At 38.3% G+C, this 17060-nt stretch carries 13 protein-coding genes; 7 read left to right on the top strand and 6 right to left on the bottom strand.

The window, feature by feature from the left end; genetic code table 11:
• Nucleotides 1-130: 130 nt before the first annotated feature.
• Nucleotides 131-2590, top strand: coding sequence for a TonB-dependent receptor (locus P0Y49_14930; protein WEK18088.1), 2460 nt, complete (start codon nt 131-133; stop codon nt 2588-2590).
• Nucleotides 2591-2670: 80 nt separating this feature from the next.
• Here the strand turns inward: P0Y49_14930 and ltrA are convergent, their stop codons facing one another.
• Nucleotides 2671-3945, bottom strand: coding sequence for a group II intron reverse transcriptase/maturase (gene ltrA / locus P0Y49_14935; protein ID WEK18089.1), 1275 nt, complete (start codon nt 3943-3945; stop codon nt 2671-2673).
• Nucleotides 3946-4965: 1020 nt separating this feature from the next.
• Here ltrA and asnS point away from each other — a divergent pair.
• Entirely contained in the window at nt 4966-6414 is a 1449-nt protein-coding gene (gene asnS, locus P0Y49_14940) for an asparagine--tRNA ligase (GenBank protein ID WEK18090.1), read from the top strand.
• A 72-nt stretch (nt 6415-6486) separates the two neighbouring features.
• Here asnS and P0Y49_14945 read toward each other — a convergent pair whose 3' ends face one another.
• Nucleotides 6487-8154, bottom strand: coding sequence for an FMN-binding glutamate synthase family protein (locus P0Y49_14945; protein WEK18091.1), 1668 nt, complete (start codon nt 8152-8154; stop codon nt 6487-6489).
• 79 nt (nt 8155-8233) lie between these two features.
• Here P0Y49_14945 and P0Y49_14950 point away from each other — a divergent pair, with 79 nt between their 5' ends.
• The gene (locus tag P0Y49_14950; protein WEK18092.1) at nt 8234-8854 is read left to right on the top strand and encodes an L-threonylcarbamoyladenylate synthase; all 621 of its coding nucleotides are present in this window, start codon (nt 8234-8236) and stop codon (nt 8852-8854) included.
• A gap of 28 nt (nt 8855-8882) precedes the next feature.
• The gene (gene nhaA, locus P0Y49_14955; GenBank protein ID WEK18093.1) at nt 8883-10067 is read left to right on the top strand and encodes a Na+/H+ antiporter NhaA; all 1185 of its coding nucleotides are present in this window, start codon (nt 8883-8885) and stop codon (nt 10065-10067) included.
• Here the strand turns inward: nhaA and trpA are convergent.
• Genes trpA through trpD form a run of 4 tightly spaced genes read right to left on the bottom strand, consistent with a single transcriptional unit; the run spans nt 10057 to nt 13684 of the window.
• Complete coding sequence (trpA, locus tag P0Y49_14960) at nt 10057-10824, bottom strand: tryptophan synthase subunit alpha (GenBank protein ID WEK18094.1); 768 nt, start codon at nt 10822-10824, stop codon at nt 10057-10059. The two genes, nhaA and trpA, sit on opposite strands and share 11 nt — an antisense overlap.
• A gap of 18 nt (nt 10825-10842) precedes the next feature.
• Nucleotides 10843-12024: a tryptophan synthase subunit beta gene (trpB, locus tag P0Y49_14965; protein ID WEK18095.1), complete on the bottom strand. Its 1182-nt coding sequence runs from the start codon at nt 12022-12024 to the stop codon at nt 10843-10845.
• Complete coding sequence (locus tag P0Y49_14970) at nt 12021-12659, bottom strand: phosphoribosylanthranilate isomerase (protein ID WEK18096.1); 639 nt, start codon at nt 12657-12659, stop codon at nt 12021-12023. Before P0Y49_14970 ends, trpB begins: the two co-directional genes overlap by 4 nt.
• A 35-nt stretch (nt 12660-12694) precedes the next feature.
• Complete coding sequence (gene trpD / locus P0Y49_14975; protein ID WEK18097.1) at nt 12695-13684, bottom strand: anthranilate phosphoribosyltransferase; 990 nt, start codon at nt 13682-13684, stop codon at nt 12695-12697.
• 363 nt (nt 13685-14047) lie between these two features.
• On the opposite strand from trpD, the gene P0Y49_14980 reads away from it, so the two are divergent.
• The 3 genes from P0Y49_14980 to P0Y49_14990 are packed head-to-tail and all read left to right on the top strand — an operon-like array spanning nt 14048 to nt 17006.
• Nucleotides 14048-14608 carry an outer membrane beta-barrel protein gene (locus tag P0Y49_14980; protein WEK18098.1) on the top strand — a complete coding sequence of 187 codons (561 nt, stop codon included), beginning with the start codon at nt 14048-14050 and terminating at the stop codon, nt 14606-14608.
• Between the two features lie 33 nt (nt 14609-14641).
• Nucleotides 14642-15364 (top strand): hypothetical protein, encoded by a 723-nt coding sequence (locus P0Y49_14985; protein WEK18099.1) that lies wholly within the window; start codon nt 14642-14644, stop codon nt 15362-15364.
• Nucleotides 15365-15383: 19 nt separating this feature from the next.
• Entirely contained in the window at nt 15384-17006 is a 1623-nt protein-coding gene (locus P0Y49_14990) for a hypothetical protein (protein WEK18100.1), read from the top strand.
• Nucleotides 17007-17060: the final 54 nt, after the last annotated feature.

Raw genomic sequence — 17060 nt, forward strand, 5'->3', positions numbered from 1 at the left:
AAGTAATGAGCCAGGTCGTCGTTCATTTATTAACGTTTGTCTATTTTCCTGTAACAGCTGCAACGTATTCAGGCTAACTACGTCTTAATAATGTCAGATAAAGACATCAGAAAAAACAAATCAGCTAGTTATGAAAACGATTAAACTCTTTTTATCTATTATTTTACCCACCATTCTTATCTCTATAAGTAATGTTAATGCACAAGAAATTAACCACACAGGCGAAATAACCGGTAAAGTATTGGATGAAAAACAAAATGCATTTCCTTATGCTTCTATTAGCTTGTTAAATGCTAAAGACTCGACAATAGTGAAAGGAACACTTAGCAACGATAGCGGCGACTATCTTTTAACAAATATCAAACAAGGCACTTATCTGATCGCTATTTATGTGGTTGGCTACAAAAAAACATACAAAGGGCCTTATACTATTACAGCAATAAAACAATCCTATAAGCTTGATGCAACACAATTAAGTCAAGATAGCAGACAACTTAAAGGTGTTGAAATTGTGAGACAAAAACCATTAATAGAGCGAATGGTTGATAAAACCGTAATCAATGTAGAAAACAGCACCCTAACTGCCGGTAATTCTGCACTTGACATTCTGGAAAAGCTACCGGGTATAACTGTTGATAAAGACGGAAAGATTAGTCAAAGAGGCAAACAAGGGGTAAACGTTATGCTTGATGGCAAGCCTACTTACCTATCATCCGAACAACTAGCTAACCTATTGCGCACTACAGAAGGAAATGCCATTCAATCTATTGAACTGATTACCAATCCTTCGGCAAAATACGATGCTGCTGGCAATTCAGGAATCATAAACATCAAGCTAAAAAAGAACCGGAACTATGGTACCAACGGCTCTATAGATGCCGGCGTTGGATATGGCAAATATTATAAAGCAAATGGTGGACTAGCCCTAAATCATCGGGAGAAGAAATTTAACATTTTTGGAAACTTCTATTATGGAAGAAACAAGAGATATAGCGGCACCGATATTACACGAACCAATAACACTTCAGTTAACAAAACCTATTTTGATCAAACCAACTACAATTTAAGATTCAGAAACAACATCAATTATAAAGGTGGAATTGATTATTTCATCAATGATAAAAACACAATTGGTTTTTCATTTAATGGTTATAAAAGCGACGGTAAAAATGAGTCAGAAGTACTAACCTTAATTGGCAACCAACCTTTAAAAACAGATTCCTCTGTGGTAGCAAGAAATCCAAACGATTTCAAATATACAGGCATCTCTTACAACCTGAATTACAAAGGAACAATTGACACCCTGGGACAGGAGATCAGCATCGATGCCGATTATTCAAATTACATGGGTAGGCAAAACAATAATTTTAACAATCAGTATTTTGACGCACAAGGACAAATACTAAAACCTGATTACCTATTCAGAAACGCAACTCCTACCAAAACAAATATCAAAGCAACAAAAGCCGACTACACCTACCCTATCAATAAAGAGATGAAACTGGAAGCTGGCTTAAAATCCAGTTTTGTAAAAACAGATAACAACTTCATATTCGAAAACTTTGAACACAACAATTGGATAAATGATAGCAACCGAAGTAACCAATTTCTTTATGATGAAAATATAAATGCTGTTTACAGCAGTCTGAATACAAAATTTAAAACGACAGCTGTACAATTCGGACTTAGGGCTGAGCAAACCAATTCAAAAGGAAATTCAATTAGTAACAACAAGGTTGTAAACAGACATTACATCAATCTATTTCCAAGTGTTTTTATCACCCAGACACTTTCTAAAGATCAGGACATAGGCTTTTCTTATAGCAGACGAATTGACAGGCCAGATTATGAATCCCTTAACCCATTTGTTTATTACCTTGATCTATACTCATACCGCTTTGGAAATCCTTTTTTAAAACCCCAGTACACTAATTCTTTTGAGGTGTCTTACAATTACAAAAAGAATTTAAACATCACATTTGGTTACAGCCGCACTACAGATGTAATTTCTAATGTACTATTAACCGACACAGCTAAGAAAACCATCTTTATCTCCTACCAAAACCTGGCAACTCAAGATTCATACAATGTAAACTTAACTTACCCTATAAAAATCACCACCTGGTGGAACAGCAGCAATAATCTAAATGGGTATTATAATAAATTTAAAACTCCAGATTTACTAGGTAGCTCCTACGAGAGTGGAAGGGTCGCCTTTCGCCTAAATACAACACAAACTATTACTTTAACCCCAACTACCAATATAGAATTTTCAGGTTATTATCAATCTAAGCAGGTTTCCGGAACTTTATTATTAGATCCTCAATATAGTGTAGACTTAGGGATTAAAAAATCTATAATGGACAAAAAAATGGACATTAAACTAGCGGTCAATGATATATTTAAAACAGAGGGAAATAAAATCACCAGCGCACTGCCTTCTCAACAATATATAATTAAAGAAAGGTGGGAAAGCCGGATATTTCGCTTATCCTGCACTTACCGATTTGGGAGTAATGATATTAAAGCCGCATCTAAGCGTTCAAGTAGTTCGGAAACGGAAGAAAAAAGAGTTAAATCTGGAGGCTAAAATTAGGTAGGAAGATAGCTATTATTTAGCTATCTGTCCTCCTACACCACCGTACGTGCCGTTCGGCATACGGCGGTTTGTTAGAATAATTTCTTCTGGTATTCAGTTTTCCAGTAATAGTAGTTGGTAAAGCCCGTATACTTTAGCTTTGTAAAGTATGCATTGTCTAGCACCCGACATAGTATTGGGCTGTGAGCAATTCTGCAATAAGATTTTCGACTGTTTGCCCATTCATAAGCTTTGTCCCTTGAAATACCCAACTTAATTAGGTTCCCAATACGGGTATATACTTTCTTCCACTGTTTCCAAATGATCATTCTTAACCTTACACGGACCATTTCGTCTAATCTAAGTAACTGATTTTTGGCTTTGGCTATAGAAAAGTAATTTACCCAGCCCCGTATGACCTTTTCTAGTCTATAAATTCGTTCACTAGTAGCAATCGAATGGTTCCGTTGGGTTTGTTCCCTTATCTTCTGTTTTATCGTTTTCAGAGATTTGGACGCAACCCGGATCTGCCATCCTTGTTTGGAGCCATAAAAGGAAAAGCCTAAAAGCGTGCTACCAGATGGTCGGCTTACTTTGCTCTTCTCCCGGTTGACCTTGAGTTTCAACTTATCTTCCAAATAGCCTGTCATAACCGCCATAACACGGAAGGCCGATTTTCTGCTCCGCACATAAATACTACAGTCATCTGCGTAACGTACAAAACGGTGGCCCCGGTCTTCCAGAATTTGATCTAGCTCATTCAGAATAATGTTTGATAATAAAGGGCTCAAAGGACTACCTTGCGGCGTACCCTCTCTTCTGGGGCTAACCAGTCCATTATCCATCATACCGCCACTTAGGTAAGCACGAATAAGCTTTAAGGTCCCCCTATCCTTGATCTTAACCCATAACAGGCTCATAAGCTTGTCGTGGTTGACCGTATCAAAGAACTTTTCCAAGTCCACTTCTACAACCCAGGTATAACCCGCATTGAGGTTTACCTGCCCCTGAAATACCGCCTGATGTGCACTGCGACCCGGGCGAAACCCATAACTGTTTGCTGAAAAATCGCCCTCGTACTTAGGACTCAACCATTGAGAGATCGCCTGTTGCAACAGCCTGTCGATTACCGTTGGGATGCCCAAAATTCTCGTTCCACCGCCCGTTTTGGGTATTTCTACCTTAAGTACAGATTGTGGTCGATAATTACCCGCTAAAATATCACTCTTTAATGCTTGCCAGTGGATATTGAGGTAGTCACGAAGTTCATCGGTCTGCATACCATCAATACCCCCAGCACCCTTATTGGTAGTAACCTGCCGAAAGGCTTTTTGTACATTTCGGATGTCTAATATTTCTTCAAGCATACTACTAAAAAAAAACTAATTCCAGGCATTGTGCTCATTAGTTGCATAGCTAGACTCAACTCCTCCTGCGTTTTACTTTCAGCTTCCGGCCTATACTCCCGCAGGCAGTTCTCTTACGTGTTTCAGTTGTGAACGTTTCGCCATAAACGTTTTGATTCCTTTGCCATTCTAACATTCAGTCCTTCCTGTTAAAAAAAAACAGTACTACGACTTCTGCTGACTTCTGCCTATCCCAAGTAACCATTGTTATTCTGATTATTGTTTCTTCGCCGGTACTCGCGCATACCTTTGACAGTCTATAGACAGATCTCCCGGGGTAAGGCGGTCAACTTTCTATGGATGTGACCTCTGTATTTACGTGTTGATGTTCTGTGCAGCATAGGGCTTCTGTTTGTTTTGCAACATCACCCACATCAACCCGCCTTATATACAGTTTCTGTACGTAGGCCCCCATATTTGCCACCAGCTTCCTTCAGATTCGCAGTCACCCGCGACACCCTTGCTATTGGCTAACCCTTCCTACTGCAAAGTGGGCTCGGGACTTACACCCTAGAGTTGATCGCCATGCCCGGCGCACAAAGAAGAGGCCTACATCCATCCAGATGTAGGCCTCTCTAACCAAATATAAATTAAACGAGCATTACAAATATAGACATATTTTATAAAAACAAGCAACAAAACAAATAAAAATCAACATTATTTATAAATAACACAAAACACAAAAGCAAAAACAAACAAAAACACCAATAAAAATCAACAAAACCATCAAAACAAAACAAAAAATCTACAAAAACCATTACAAAAAACAAATAAAACAACCAAAAACAACAAAAACACAGACATAAAATATAAAAAATCAAAAAATAATATAAAATAAATCAAAAAACACCACAACAAAACACAAAAAACAAACAAAACACACACTTAAAATAAAAAAACACCTAAAAATAACGACTTAAAATATTAAGCTGTTATTTATTCATGATTTTCCTTATTTTTGACATTCTCCATAATAAAATCATGATACACAGAGAAAAAGTAAAAAGTCTGCTCGAGACAGAAGAGTTTAACAGAGAAGTAACCGTTATGGGTTGGGTACGAACTTTCCGTAACAATCAGTTCATTGCTATAAATGATGGTTCCTGCATGGGAAACATCCAAATCGTTGTTGATTTTAATAATACACCTGAAGCACTGCTAAAACGCATCACAACCGGTGCTGCGATAGCAGTAAAAGGTACAATCGTTGAATCTGCAGGAAAAGGACAAAGAGTAGACATCAAAGCTGATTCTATTGAAATACTGGGCGATAGCGACCCTGAAAAATTCCCATTACAACCAAAAAAGCACAGCTTAGAGTTTTTAAGGGAAATTGCACATTTACGTTTCCGCACCAACACATTTAATGCAGTATTTAAAGTACGTCATGCTTTAGCATTTGCCATACACCAATTTTATAATGAAAGAGGTTTTGTATATATGCATACACCAATCATCACAGCATCTGATGCTGAGGGGGCAGGCGAAATGTTTAAGGTAACAACATTAGATCTTGACAAACCTCCACGCACTGAAGATGGTCAGGTTGACTATTCAGAAGATTTCTTTGCGCGTTCTGCTAATCTAACCGTATCAGGACAACTTGAAGGGGAGTTAGCAGCAATGGCATTTGGACAGATTTACACATTCGGTCCTACTTTTAGAGCTGAAAACTCAAATACTACCCGTCACCTTGCCGAATTTTGGATGATTGAACCAGAGGTTGCTTTTGCTGACCTTGAAGACAACATGCAACTGGCAGAAGACATGATGAAATATGTCATCAGCTATGCACTAAAAAACTGCAAAGAAGAAATTGACTTCTTAAACAACCGCTTGCTGGAAGAAGAGAAAACAAAACCTCAAAATGAGCGTAGCGAATTGTCACTGATTGAGAAATTAAACTTCTGCCTGGACAATGATTTTGAACGTTTAACCTATACAGAAGCAATTGCTATCTTAAAATCTTCAAAACCTAATCAAAAGAAACAATTCAAGTATCTTATTGATGAATGGGGAGCAGATTTACAGTCAGAACACGAACGCTATCTGGTAGAAAAACATTTCAAAAAACCGGTAATCTTAACCGACTACCCTGCAGATATTAAATCGTTCTACATGCGTCAGAATGAGCCTGATGCTCAAGGCAGAAAAACAGTGGCCGCAATGGACATTCTTTTCCCTGGAATCGGCGAAATGATAGGTGGCTCGCAAAGAGAAGAACGCCTGGACAAATTGACCCAAAGAATGGAAGAACTAAATATCCCTCACGAAGAGTTGTGGTGGTTTTTAGACACCAGACGCTTTGGTTCAGCCCCACACTCAGGCTTTGGATTGGGCTTTGAAAGACTTGTGCTATTTGTAACCGGTATGACCAATATCAGAGATGTAATTGCTTTCCCTCGTTTCCCAAAAAACGCAGAATTTTAACATCTAATACTCATAACAAAAATGCCCTGAACTAAATATTAGCTCAGGGCATTTTTCTTTATAAAGAAGATTTTAAGGCTTACTTTTACCTTCATCCAAACTGTCTGAATAAGAGTTTGCATGTGTATAATCAATAAGAGACACCTTATAATCTGTAGGTACAAAACTTGATGAAGTACTCAATGCCATACCTAATTCAAACCTTAACGGATAAGGTGTTTGCAACAAACTACCTTCCGGTATATAAGGAAAACTCTCCATATATGACTGCATTACGTTTGGAGCTATCCTACGATTAACATAAGCCCTTGTAAGCTGATAAGGATGATGTAAACCTGCTGCACCTAGCAATTCAACTGCGCTAGCTACGGTGAGCCTGTGGAAGTTAAATACCCTCACTTTTTTATCCTCCACAACCAGACCTTTCATTAAACTAGGATCTTGAGTTGCAACACCTGTTGGACAAGTATTACTGTTACATTCCAATGCCTGTATACATCCTAATGCAAACATCATCCCTCTTGCAGAATTACATAAATCAGCACCAAGGGCAATATTTTTAACCAGATCAAATCCTGAAGCCACTTTACCCGAGGCTATTATTTTAATATGCTGTTTTAGGTTAAATCCTGTAAGCACGTCAAACACAAAAGCTACAGCCTCTCGCAAAGGCATACCTACAGCATTTGAAAACTCTTGTGGAGAAGCACCGGTACCACCTTCACCACCATCCACAGTAATAAAATCTACATAGATACCAGTTTCTACCATTGCCTTACAAATCGCAAAAAACTCACTTCTACGTCCGATACACAATTTTATACCAACAGGCTTCCCTCCCGATAGTTCACGAAGCTGTTTTACAAAACCCAACAACTCAATTGGAGTTTTAAAAGCAGAATGGCCTGGAGGAGAAATTACATCCAACCCTTCTTTTACCAACCTGATTCTTGCAATTTCGGGTGTAACCTTACGGCCAGGCAATATCCCACCATGGCCAGGCTTAGCACCTTGTGAAAGCTTAATTTCAACCATTTTAACCTGATCGCCTTGAGCACGTTCGGCAAAAGCATCAGGGTTAAAAGTCCCATCGTGGTGACGGCAACCGAAATATCCGGTTCCAATCTGCCAAATCAAATCTCCACCTGGACTGGCATGATAATCACTTATTCCACCTTCACCTGTATTGTGTGCAAAGTTACCCAGCTTAGCACCTCCGTTTAGGGCCATGATCGCATTCTGACTTAATGAACCAAAGCTCATAGCCGAAATGTTATAGATACTGGCAGAATAAGGCTTTAAACAAGCCGGTCCACCAACCAATACACGCGGATCTGAATTCAGTTCGTGGTGACTGATAGCTGAAATACTATGGCTCAACCATTCATAGCCATTCTCATACACATCTAATTGCGTTCCAAAAGGTATGGTATCATTTTCCATTTTGGCCCTTTGATAAATCAGGGAGCGATTTAAACGACTGAAAGGTTTACCATTGGTATCACTCTCTACAAAATACTGATAAACTTTAGGTCTGAGATCCTCCATCAAATACCTTAATCTACCTAAAACAGGATAATTCCTTACAATACTATGTTTAGGCTGATATAGATCATAAATACCTAACAAAACAACCGGACCGGTAAAAATGGCGATCCACCATAGCGGTGGATAAGTTAATCCCAACATCACAGTTAACGCTACTAAAAATGCCGCAATTGCGATAAATGCTTTTCTCATACTTATCAATTATACTAAATAACCTGCAAATTGACCAATAATAATCCAATTTCGGCCTAAGATTTGTGTAATTTTACATATGTTTATCAAAATCTATCCTGAGAACCCAAATCCTAAAGCAATAGAACAAGTTGTTGAGGTCTTAAAAAAGGGAGGATTAATCATCTATCCTACTGATACTGTGTATGGTTTAGGTTGCGACATCACCAATCAAAAGGCTATTGAGAAAATATGCAGGATAAGAGGGATTAAACCTGAAAAGGCAAATTTTTCTTTTATATGTTCTGATCTGAGACACATTTCTGATTACATCAAACCTATTGATACTGCAACTTTCAGAGTGCTTAAAAAGGCGCTTCCTGGTCCGTTTACATTTATTTTCAATGCAAACAACAATGTACCAAAACTACTTAGTTCTAATAAAAAAACTGTAGGTATAAGGGTGCCCGACAATGAGATTGCACAGGAGATTGTAAGGCAATTGGGAAACCCTATTCTTTCTACCTCTATCCGTGATGATGATGAGGTAATTGAGTACTCGACAGACCCAGAGTTGATCCATGAAAAATACGAGGATTTAGTAGATATCGTAATCGATGGCGGATATGGTGACAATGAAGCATCTACTGTTGTAGACTGTACCTCGGGTGATTTTGAGATTATCCGTGAAGGAAAAGGAGATCTCAACAGCCTTCTATAATTTCATTCAAATAGTTATATTTATCCGTATGGCTAAATCATTAAATCTACAAGCTTTTAAAGACTTCTTTCGTTCTGGTCAAATTGGTGGGGTTATATTACTTGTTTGCGTAGCTGTTTCTCTATTTATTGCCAATTCATCATATGCCTCAGCGTTTTCTACATTATTGGCTACAGACTTAGGTTTTACCTTCGGTACACAAGCTTTTACATTTAGTGTATCAGCCTGGATAAATGATGCCTTAATGGCCATATTCTTTTTATTGGTAGGACTTGAGATTAAAAGGGAAATGGTGGAAGGCGAACTTTCTTCTATAAAAAAAGCATCTCTACCTGTAGTAGCTGCTTTAGGCGGAATGCTGGTCCCCGCTTTCATTTATTTCATGCTCAACAAAGGACATTCTACCGCTTCGGGCTGGGGTATTCCTATGGCTACAGACATTGCTTTTGCACTAGCTATTATATCCATGCTTGGCAAAAGCGTACCTACTTCTTTAAAAGTATTTTTAGCAGCTTTGGCTATTGTAGACGACCTTGGCGCTATTTTAGTAATTGCTGTATTTTACACCAATCAAGTTCATTTTGATTATCTGCTGATGGCCGGTGGAGTTTTTGCCCTATTACTAGCCTTTAATTTTTTTAATATTAAACAACTCTATTTTTACATTATACCCGGCATATTTCTATGGTATTTTATTCACCACTCAGGTATACATGCTACCATTGCAGGGGTACTTCTAGCCTTAACCATTCCAACAAATAAAACCAACGTGGAATCGCCGCTCGAAAAGTTGGAGCATTTGCTTAACGGACCTGTAAATTATTTTATCATGCCTGTTTTCGCATTAGCCAATACCAATATCACCTTTCAAAAGGAGATGATCAGCGGACTTGCATCCCCACTTGGTCTGGGTATTATTATCGGCTTGTTTATGGGCAAAACCGTAGGGGTGACGCTATTCTCATGGATAGCCGTAAAACTTAAACTTGGCAGTCTACCTAGCAGATCTGGCTGGAAACATATTATAGGGTTAGGTATGCTGGCCGGCATCGGCTTTACCATGTCCATTTTTATTTCCTTATTATCTTTTAGTGATGAGCTTCATATTACAGAAGCTAAGTTTGCAGTGCTTTGTGCTTCTGTAATATCAGGCCTCATTGGGTTTATCTTTTTAAAATCTATTCCTAAAAAGAAAGCAGAAGTTATTGCTTAAATTTTTGCATAAAAGTTTTGATGCTGCCGTTTAAATCATTTGCATCAAGTGCTTTAACAAAGGCGCTACCTATAATTGCACCATTGGCATACTGACAAGCCTTATCAAAGGTTGCTTTGCTGTTGATTCCAAAACCGATCATCGTTGGGTTATTTAACTTCATATCGGCAATTCTGGAGAAATAGTTCTCTGTACTTTCTGACACTTGCAGATGCTGACCTGTAGTAGCGGAAGAAGATAGTAGGTAAATAAAGCCATTGCTTAATCTATCAATTTTATGGATACGATCCGGCGAAGTTTGAGGGGTAACTAAAAAGATGTTACTCAAACCATTTTCCTCAAATATCGTTTGATATAATTCTTCATATTCTACCATAGGTAGATCGGGCACAATGCAACCATCTACTCCTACTTCCACACAAGCTTTACAAAAATTCTCTACGCCAAATTGCAAAACAGGATTTACATATCCCATCAGTAAAACAGGAATACTTACCTTTTTGCGAAGATCTTTAAGTTGCTCAAACAACAGTTTCAAGGCCATTCCCTGGTCTAATGATTGTTTGCTACTGGCCTGAATGGTTGGCCCATCAGCAACCGGATCAGAATAGGGAAATCCGATCTCTAAAAGGTCGGCCCCAGACTGCTCCAATGCTTCTGCTATCTGTAACGTATCGTTTAATCCCGGATAACCCGCCGTATAGTATATTGATAATATGTTCTTTTTGTTCTGAAAAAGTTCCTTTATTCTGCTCATTACTTTTTAGCTATTCAATTATAAATTAAAGTACTTCATATAAGTATCCATATCCTTATCTCCTCTTCCCGACAGACAAACGACTACATTTTCTTTTCCGGTGAAGGTCATCTTCTCCAGGTAAGCCAACGCGTGTGCGCTCTCAATTGCAGGAATAATTCCCTCCATTTGAGTAAGTAACAAACCAGCCTGTAACGCTTCATCATCTGTGATAGATACATATTGTCCACGACCTGTTTTAAACAAATGTGCATGTTGAGGGCCGATACCAGGGTAGTCTAATCCAGCCGACACAGAATGAGGCTCTACCACCTGTCCATCGGCTGTCTGCATCAAAATACTTCTGCTTCCATGCAATACACCTTCTTTACCTAAGAATGTTGTTGCAGCCGAGAAACCGGTATCTACGCCTTTACCACCAGCTTCAACAGCAATCAGCTTTACCTTTTCATCATCAATAAAATGGTAAAACATCCCCATTGCATTACTACCACCGCCAACGCAAGCCAGTACATAGTCAGGCTGATCATTTCCTGTTTGTTCAATCAATTGCTTCCTGGTTTCTTCAGAGATAATAGATTGAAAGATGGCCACCATATCAGGATAAGGATGTGGTCCAACTACCGATCCAATGATATAATGGGTATCAACAGGGTTGTTGATCCAGTCGCGCATGGCCTCATTAGTCGCATCCTTTAAAGTTTTACTACCTGAAGTTGCCGGTACCACTTTTGCTCCTAGCATTTTCATCCTGGCTACATTAGGAGCCTGACGTTGAATATCCACCTCTCCCATATAGACTACGCACTCTAAACCTCTTAAAGCACATACCGTCGCAGTAGCTACGCCATGCTGACCTGCACCTGTTTCGGCAATAATGCGTTTTTTACCAAGGCGTTCAGCCAATAGGATCTGTCCAATGGTATTGTTAATCTTATGCGCACCGGTATGATTCAAATCCTCTCTTTTCAGAAAAATATTGGCATTGTATTTTTTCGACAGGCGGTTAGCCAGATACAAAGGAGAAGGTCGGCCAACATAATCTTTAAGTAGCTGATGAAATTCCTTTTGGAAGGATTCATCGCCAATTATTTTAAGGTAATTCTGTCTCAGCTCTTCTACATTGGGATAAAGCATTTCGGGGATATATGCTCCACCAAAATCTCCATAATAACCTTTATCATTTACAAAATAACTCATATTGTTAGTTTATGCTTAAAATCGTTCAATTTATCTATATCCTTTAAACCCGGTGCCAGCTCAAATCTGCTGTTGATGTCAACGGCATACAAACGGGAATCATTTATTTGTTTCAACTGCTCAATACTATCCAGACCTATGCCTCCACTTAAAAAATAAGGCTTATTTAGCTTATATTTTTCCAGAAGCGACCAGTTAAAAACTTTACCCGAGCCACCATGATCCGGGGTTTGCGTATCAAACAAAAAGTAATCGGCTACATTTGCATAGGCATTTAGGATATCTAAATCAAATTGCTCATCCACGCCAAATGCTTTTATCAACACTGTACCGGCATCTGCAAGCAGCCCTTTTAAGGCAATGCAATATTTTACAGGCTCTTGCCCATGTAGCTGAACAGCATTTAACCCATACAAAACCGACAGCTGAGCAACCCTATCCAGTTCTTCATTTACAAAAACACCTGTGCGCCTGATACCTGCGGGTAAATTTTTAACAAAGGAAGGAGTTAAACCATCCACAAAACGTTTAGACCCTCTATAAAAGATAAAGCCTAAATAATCGGGTTGCAAAGAGGCAACAGCCTGTATGTTGTCAGGCAATCTCATTCCGCATACTTTCAGTTTAACATCCATTTGGTTTACATTTAATACCCTTATTAAAAGGTAGTTTATCTTCCTGTTAGTTTTTTAAAGCTATCCATTGCCTTTTCTCCCATCAAAGAAGCTTCGGCTTCATAAAAGCAATCTCCAAAAGTTTTAGTATCATCTATGGTCTGTATGGCCAGGGCAGCGTTACATAACACCACGCTATTCTGTTCATCAGTACCTTTACCATTCAACACATTCATGAATATCTCAGCGGATGACTCAACCGTATCTCCCCCTTTTATGCGATCTTCAGTGATCTGCTCAAAACCCAGATCAGCTACTTTTATCAGCGCCTCTCCTTTTTTGCTGAAAGTTTTGATATCGCAGGTTAAAGAAACCTCATCAAAACCATTAACAGCATGTAATATGGTATAGTTTTTATCTGTATCCTGATATAAATAAGCGTATAAACGTGCAAGCTCCAGGCTAAAAACACCTACAATCTGATTTTTGGGTTGCGCCGGATTAACCATTGGCCCCAGCATATTGAAAAACGTTTTTACACCAAGTTCTTTACGGATAGGTGCAACAGTTTTCATTGCCGGATTAAATAAAGGAGCATGAATGAAACAAATACCGGCCTGATCGAGACTTCTTTTTAACACATCCTGATTATTGGTAAACGAATACCCCAGGTATTCCATCACATTAGATGATCCGCAGCCAGATGACACTCCATAATTACCATGTTTAGCTACTTTATACCCGGCTCCCGCTGTAACAAATGAGGCCAGAGTAGAAATGTTAAAGGTATCCTTGCCATCGCCACCAGTACCACAAAGATCTACCAGCTCAAAATCAGAAAAATCTAATTTTATACACAAATCAAGCATTGCATCCCTAAAGCCCTGCAACTCTTCAACGGTAATATTACGCATACCATAAGCCGTAATGAATGCAGCGATTTGCGAAGTATTAAACTCCCCCATTGCGATAGCCGTTAAAATCCTTTGCGCTTCGGCTCTGCTAAAGGTCTTGTTTTCAAACAGGTGATTAAGTATCTTCTTCATAATATGACTTCTAAAACGAAGTTTAAAAAGGTTGTAAAACAAAAAAGGTTGCCTTAAAGCAACCCTCAAATATTATTATATAAAATAAAAACGTTCAATACAGGGTTACACTACGCATTTGCGTTGTGCCACCACCAGTTATTAAGTCCGTTTGTTAGTATCATTAAAGCAAATATGGAATTGTTTTTGCAAAGGAGCAAATGTTTCTTAAAAAAAACATAAAATTCTTGCCCTAAGTCCTTTGCGACACACAAACCTCTTCTATTGCATAAAACTTGTTGTCCCACTTTATAAAGTGAGACTTTCGATCCATTTACAGGCAATACTTTTACCGCTAATTAATTCACCAAACAAACTAAAAAAATGAAGAAAAAGTTACTATTAGCCCTAACATTCGTTACATCAATTGTAATAAGTGCAAATGCTCAGAATTACAAAAAAGTAAAGGTAGACATAGGCCTTGGTTATGCTATACCAAAAGGTGGAGAAAGCGGTGGCACAAAGGCTGGAGCTACATTTACAGTAGAACCCCATTATCGCTTATCAGATGCATTATCAGTAGGAGTTAGATTTGAAGGTGCCGGACTGGGGCATTTAACCAATCCAGGAACCAATGATGAAAAAGTAAAAGTATCGGTATTAACATCCTACTGTGCTACCGGCGAGTATTATTTCAGTAACACCGGCTTCAGGCCATTTGCAGGTGCCGGCCTCGGGTTTTACAAATCGTCATCAGTAGATATTGATTCCTCAACTGGTAGCAATTTCACAACCATCCCTGGTGCATCAGAGTTTGGTTTCTTTCCACGTGCGGGTTTTGAAACTGGCCACTTTAGGATGTCAGCCGAATACAACATCATTGGAGGGAACGCAGGATACTTTGCGGCTAAAATTGGTTTCTTCTTTGGAGGAGGGAAAAAATAAGACTAATCCATTTTAAATTAAAAATAAATCAACATGAAAAAGTCAATCTACTTTATGGCCCTGATAGCTGTACTATGTACGCTATCTTGCAAGAAAAAATCTCAAGAAAAAGAACCTGCTTACACATGCAGTACCTGCATGACAACCCCAGAAGCACTTGCGGCAAATGATGCCACCAATAAGGGGATTTATAAAGGCGTTGTCATTGGTTCAACAGGGACCATCAAATTTAACATTGCCAATACAGGTACTACCATAACTGCAATATTGGTACTTGATGGCGTCACAGCCAATCTGACATCTACTGTAGCCTGGACTGCCGGACAAGCTTATACCTCTGCTTTTACCGGCAAACTGGGAACCGCAGATGTTAGTATAACTTTTTCAGTCGACGCTACGGGCACCACTCCAGTGATCAGCACTTCATCTATTCCAGGCCATCCTAATACCTCTTTTAACTTGATTAAAGAAACCTCTACCAATTTGATAGAATGCTTTGAAGGAACTTACTCGACAACCAAACCAGAAACAGGAACATTTAATATTGTGCTATCAAGAACACTCCGCAAGTTCAAAGGATCATCCAGAACTACAGGAAGCACCACCTCCAATCCTATATCCGGCACAATTGACTCCAACAACAATCTTGTTGAAGACGGGAATATCATTTGCTTACTTTCTGGCGATGAATTAAATGGATCATTTACTGATAATGATGGTAAAAAAGTCACAGTAAAAGGTAAAAGAACATTTTAAACCTCATTATTCTAACAAAATGAAACACAAATTTCTTTTAATTATTGCCATATTATTTTGCAATAATTTAATAGCTCAAAATTCAAAAGAAGTAACTCATGATCTTTCAAAAGATGCTTCGAAAGGAATGCTTGATTTAAGTCAAATTGCCCAAGATGGCAACCTGATATTCACCTATAAAATGAAAACAGATAAAAAAAGTGATCAGGTAAGCTATGAAAATTACAGTTTTGATCAGAATCTTAATTTTAAGGGCATTACACCCGACAAAGCTGATAAAGAAAAAAAGGGAAATCAGGTAGTTAGCAGTATCTCAGCTTTTGTAGGTGGAAGTAATTCATTTAATGTATTGAGTATGAAACTTACATTGCAAAAAGAAGAATGGGAAAAAATATGGGATTACGGACAACAAAAGTACAAGTGGGGTAAACGATTATCCAAAGAAGTTGTAAAGCCTAAGAACAGTGAGGGCAAATACAGAGGATTTGCAGATTACCAAAATGAAGATGATGGTAGCATATTTATCATAGCTTCTGCCGAAACGGATAAGAAAAACGAAAAAGACCAGTTTCTGGCCTTATATGTAGATGATCAGCTAAACCTGAAAGAAACTCCCTTTCCGGTAAATGGTAATTATTCATTGGTTTTTTCCGGAAAACTTCAATCTGGTAATGTATTCTCTTTACTTGCTCCTGATAAGGGAACAGGAGATTTATCTAAGTATGTTTATATAGAATTTTCTCCCAAAGGTGATGTGATCTATAATTCAATATTCACCGCTCCTGCACAGGCAATGGCCGTTATGGATTATCAGGAAGCTAATGGTGCATTATACTTTTGCGCTGCTTCACCTAAAAAAGCTGAGGCTTATAATTCGGTATTTGAAAACTACGCTCCAATTGGTAATCCGGGATATACAACCTCCTCCAATTTTCTGATGGACAAATATGAAAAGAAAATTTATAACCAGGATTTTGCCAATTTTCATCTACTTAAAATCGACAAAGGACAACTTGCTTTTGCCAGCACTACTCCTATAAACACTTTTAAAGCAATGGTAAAAACACCGCCTTCACAAAAGCGCGCTACCCCTTATAATGGCAAAAAACTCGTCATTCAAAACTTTACAGTTACTCCTGGAGGGGAATACCTGGTAACCGGGCAATTGGAAGACAAGAAAATTATAAATGGTGGTAATACGATACAACATTATTATTACGATATCGTATGTCTGCATTTTGATGCTAATGGCGCATTAAAAGCACAATATGCTGTTGAAAAGATCAATGATGATAAGAAAAGTGAAATGTTTCAGAGCCGGCAGAAGTTTTTCTTTAGTGCTGATGGCAAAACGGCATTCTGGGAATTATTGGAAGTAAAAGGTTCAAAAGGTTATGATTCTTTTATTGACGCTTTCAATGGAAAAGCATCAATCATTCCACAATATTTTCCCCGTATTGCAAATATTAATTTAACAGCAGGTAATATTTCAGATTTCAAGGTCTTGGGTGATTCGGGTAAATTTCTGTTATATAAATTTCAATCCTACATTTTTGATGAAAAAACTAAAAACCGATTCTATCTTGGTCATGATGAGGATTATAAAAAAATATGGATTGGAAAATACTTAATGGATAACTAGTTTATTTATGTAGCTACTTTATTCATACCGGAAAACTACGCGACTACCTTCGTG

It is taken from the genome of Candidatus Pedobacter colombiensis (assembly GCA_029202485.1).
Lineage (GTDB): Bacteria > Bacteroidota > Bacteroidia > Sphingobacteriales > Sphingobacteriaceae > Pedobacter > Pedobacter colombiensis.

Bases quoted from the DNA above. Each gene is read 5' to 3' on its own strand.
- P0Y49_14930 (WEK18088.1), top strand. From the start codon at position 131: ATGAAAACGATTAAACTCTTTTTATCTATTATTTTACCCACCATTCTT.
- ltrA (WEK18089.1), bottom strand. From the start codon at position 3,945: ATGCTTGAAGAAATATTAGACATCCGAAATGTACAAAAAGCCTTTCGG.
- asnS (WEK18090.1), top strand. From the start codon at position 4,966: ATGATACACAGAGAAAAAGTAAAAAGTCTGCTCGAGACAGAAGAGTTT.
- P0Y49_14945 (WEK18091.1), bottom strand. From the start codon at position 8,154: ATGAGAAAAGCATTTATCGCAATTGCGGCATTTTTAGTAGCGTTAACT.
- P0Y49_14950 (WEK18092.1), top strand. From the start codon at position 8,234: ATGTTTATCAAAATCTATCCTGAGAACCCAAATCCTAAAGCAATAGAA.
- nhaA (WEK18093.1), top strand. From the start codon at position 8,883: ATGGCTAAATCATTAAATCTACAAGCTTTTAAAGACTTCTTTCGTTCT.
- trpA (WEK18094.1), bottom strand. From the start codon at position 10,824: ATGAGCAGAATAAAGGAACTTTTTCAGAACAAAAAGAACATATTATCA.
- trpB (WEK18095.1), bottom strand. From the start codon at position 12,024: ATGAGTTATTTTGTAAATGATAAAGGTTATTATGGAGATTTTGGTGGA.
- P0Y49_14970 (WEK18096.1), bottom strand. From the start codon at position 12,659: ATGGATGTTAAACTGAAAGTATGCGGAATGAGATTGCCTGACAACATA.
- trpD (WEK18097.1), bottom strand. From the start codon at position 13,684: ATGAAGAAGATACTTAATCACCTGTTTGAAAACAAGACCTTTAGCAGA.
- P0Y49_14980 (WEK18098.1), top strand. From the start codon at position 14,048: ATGAAGAAAAAGTTACTATTAGCCCTAACATTCGTTACATCAATTGTA.
- P0Y49_14985 (WEK18099.1), top strand. From the start codon at position 14,642: ATGAAAAAGTCAATCTACTTTATGGCCCTGATAGCTGTACTATGTACG.
- P0Y49_14990 (WEK18100.1), top strand. From the start codon at position 15,384: ATGAAACACAAATTTCTTTTAATTATTGCCATATTATTTTGCAATAAT.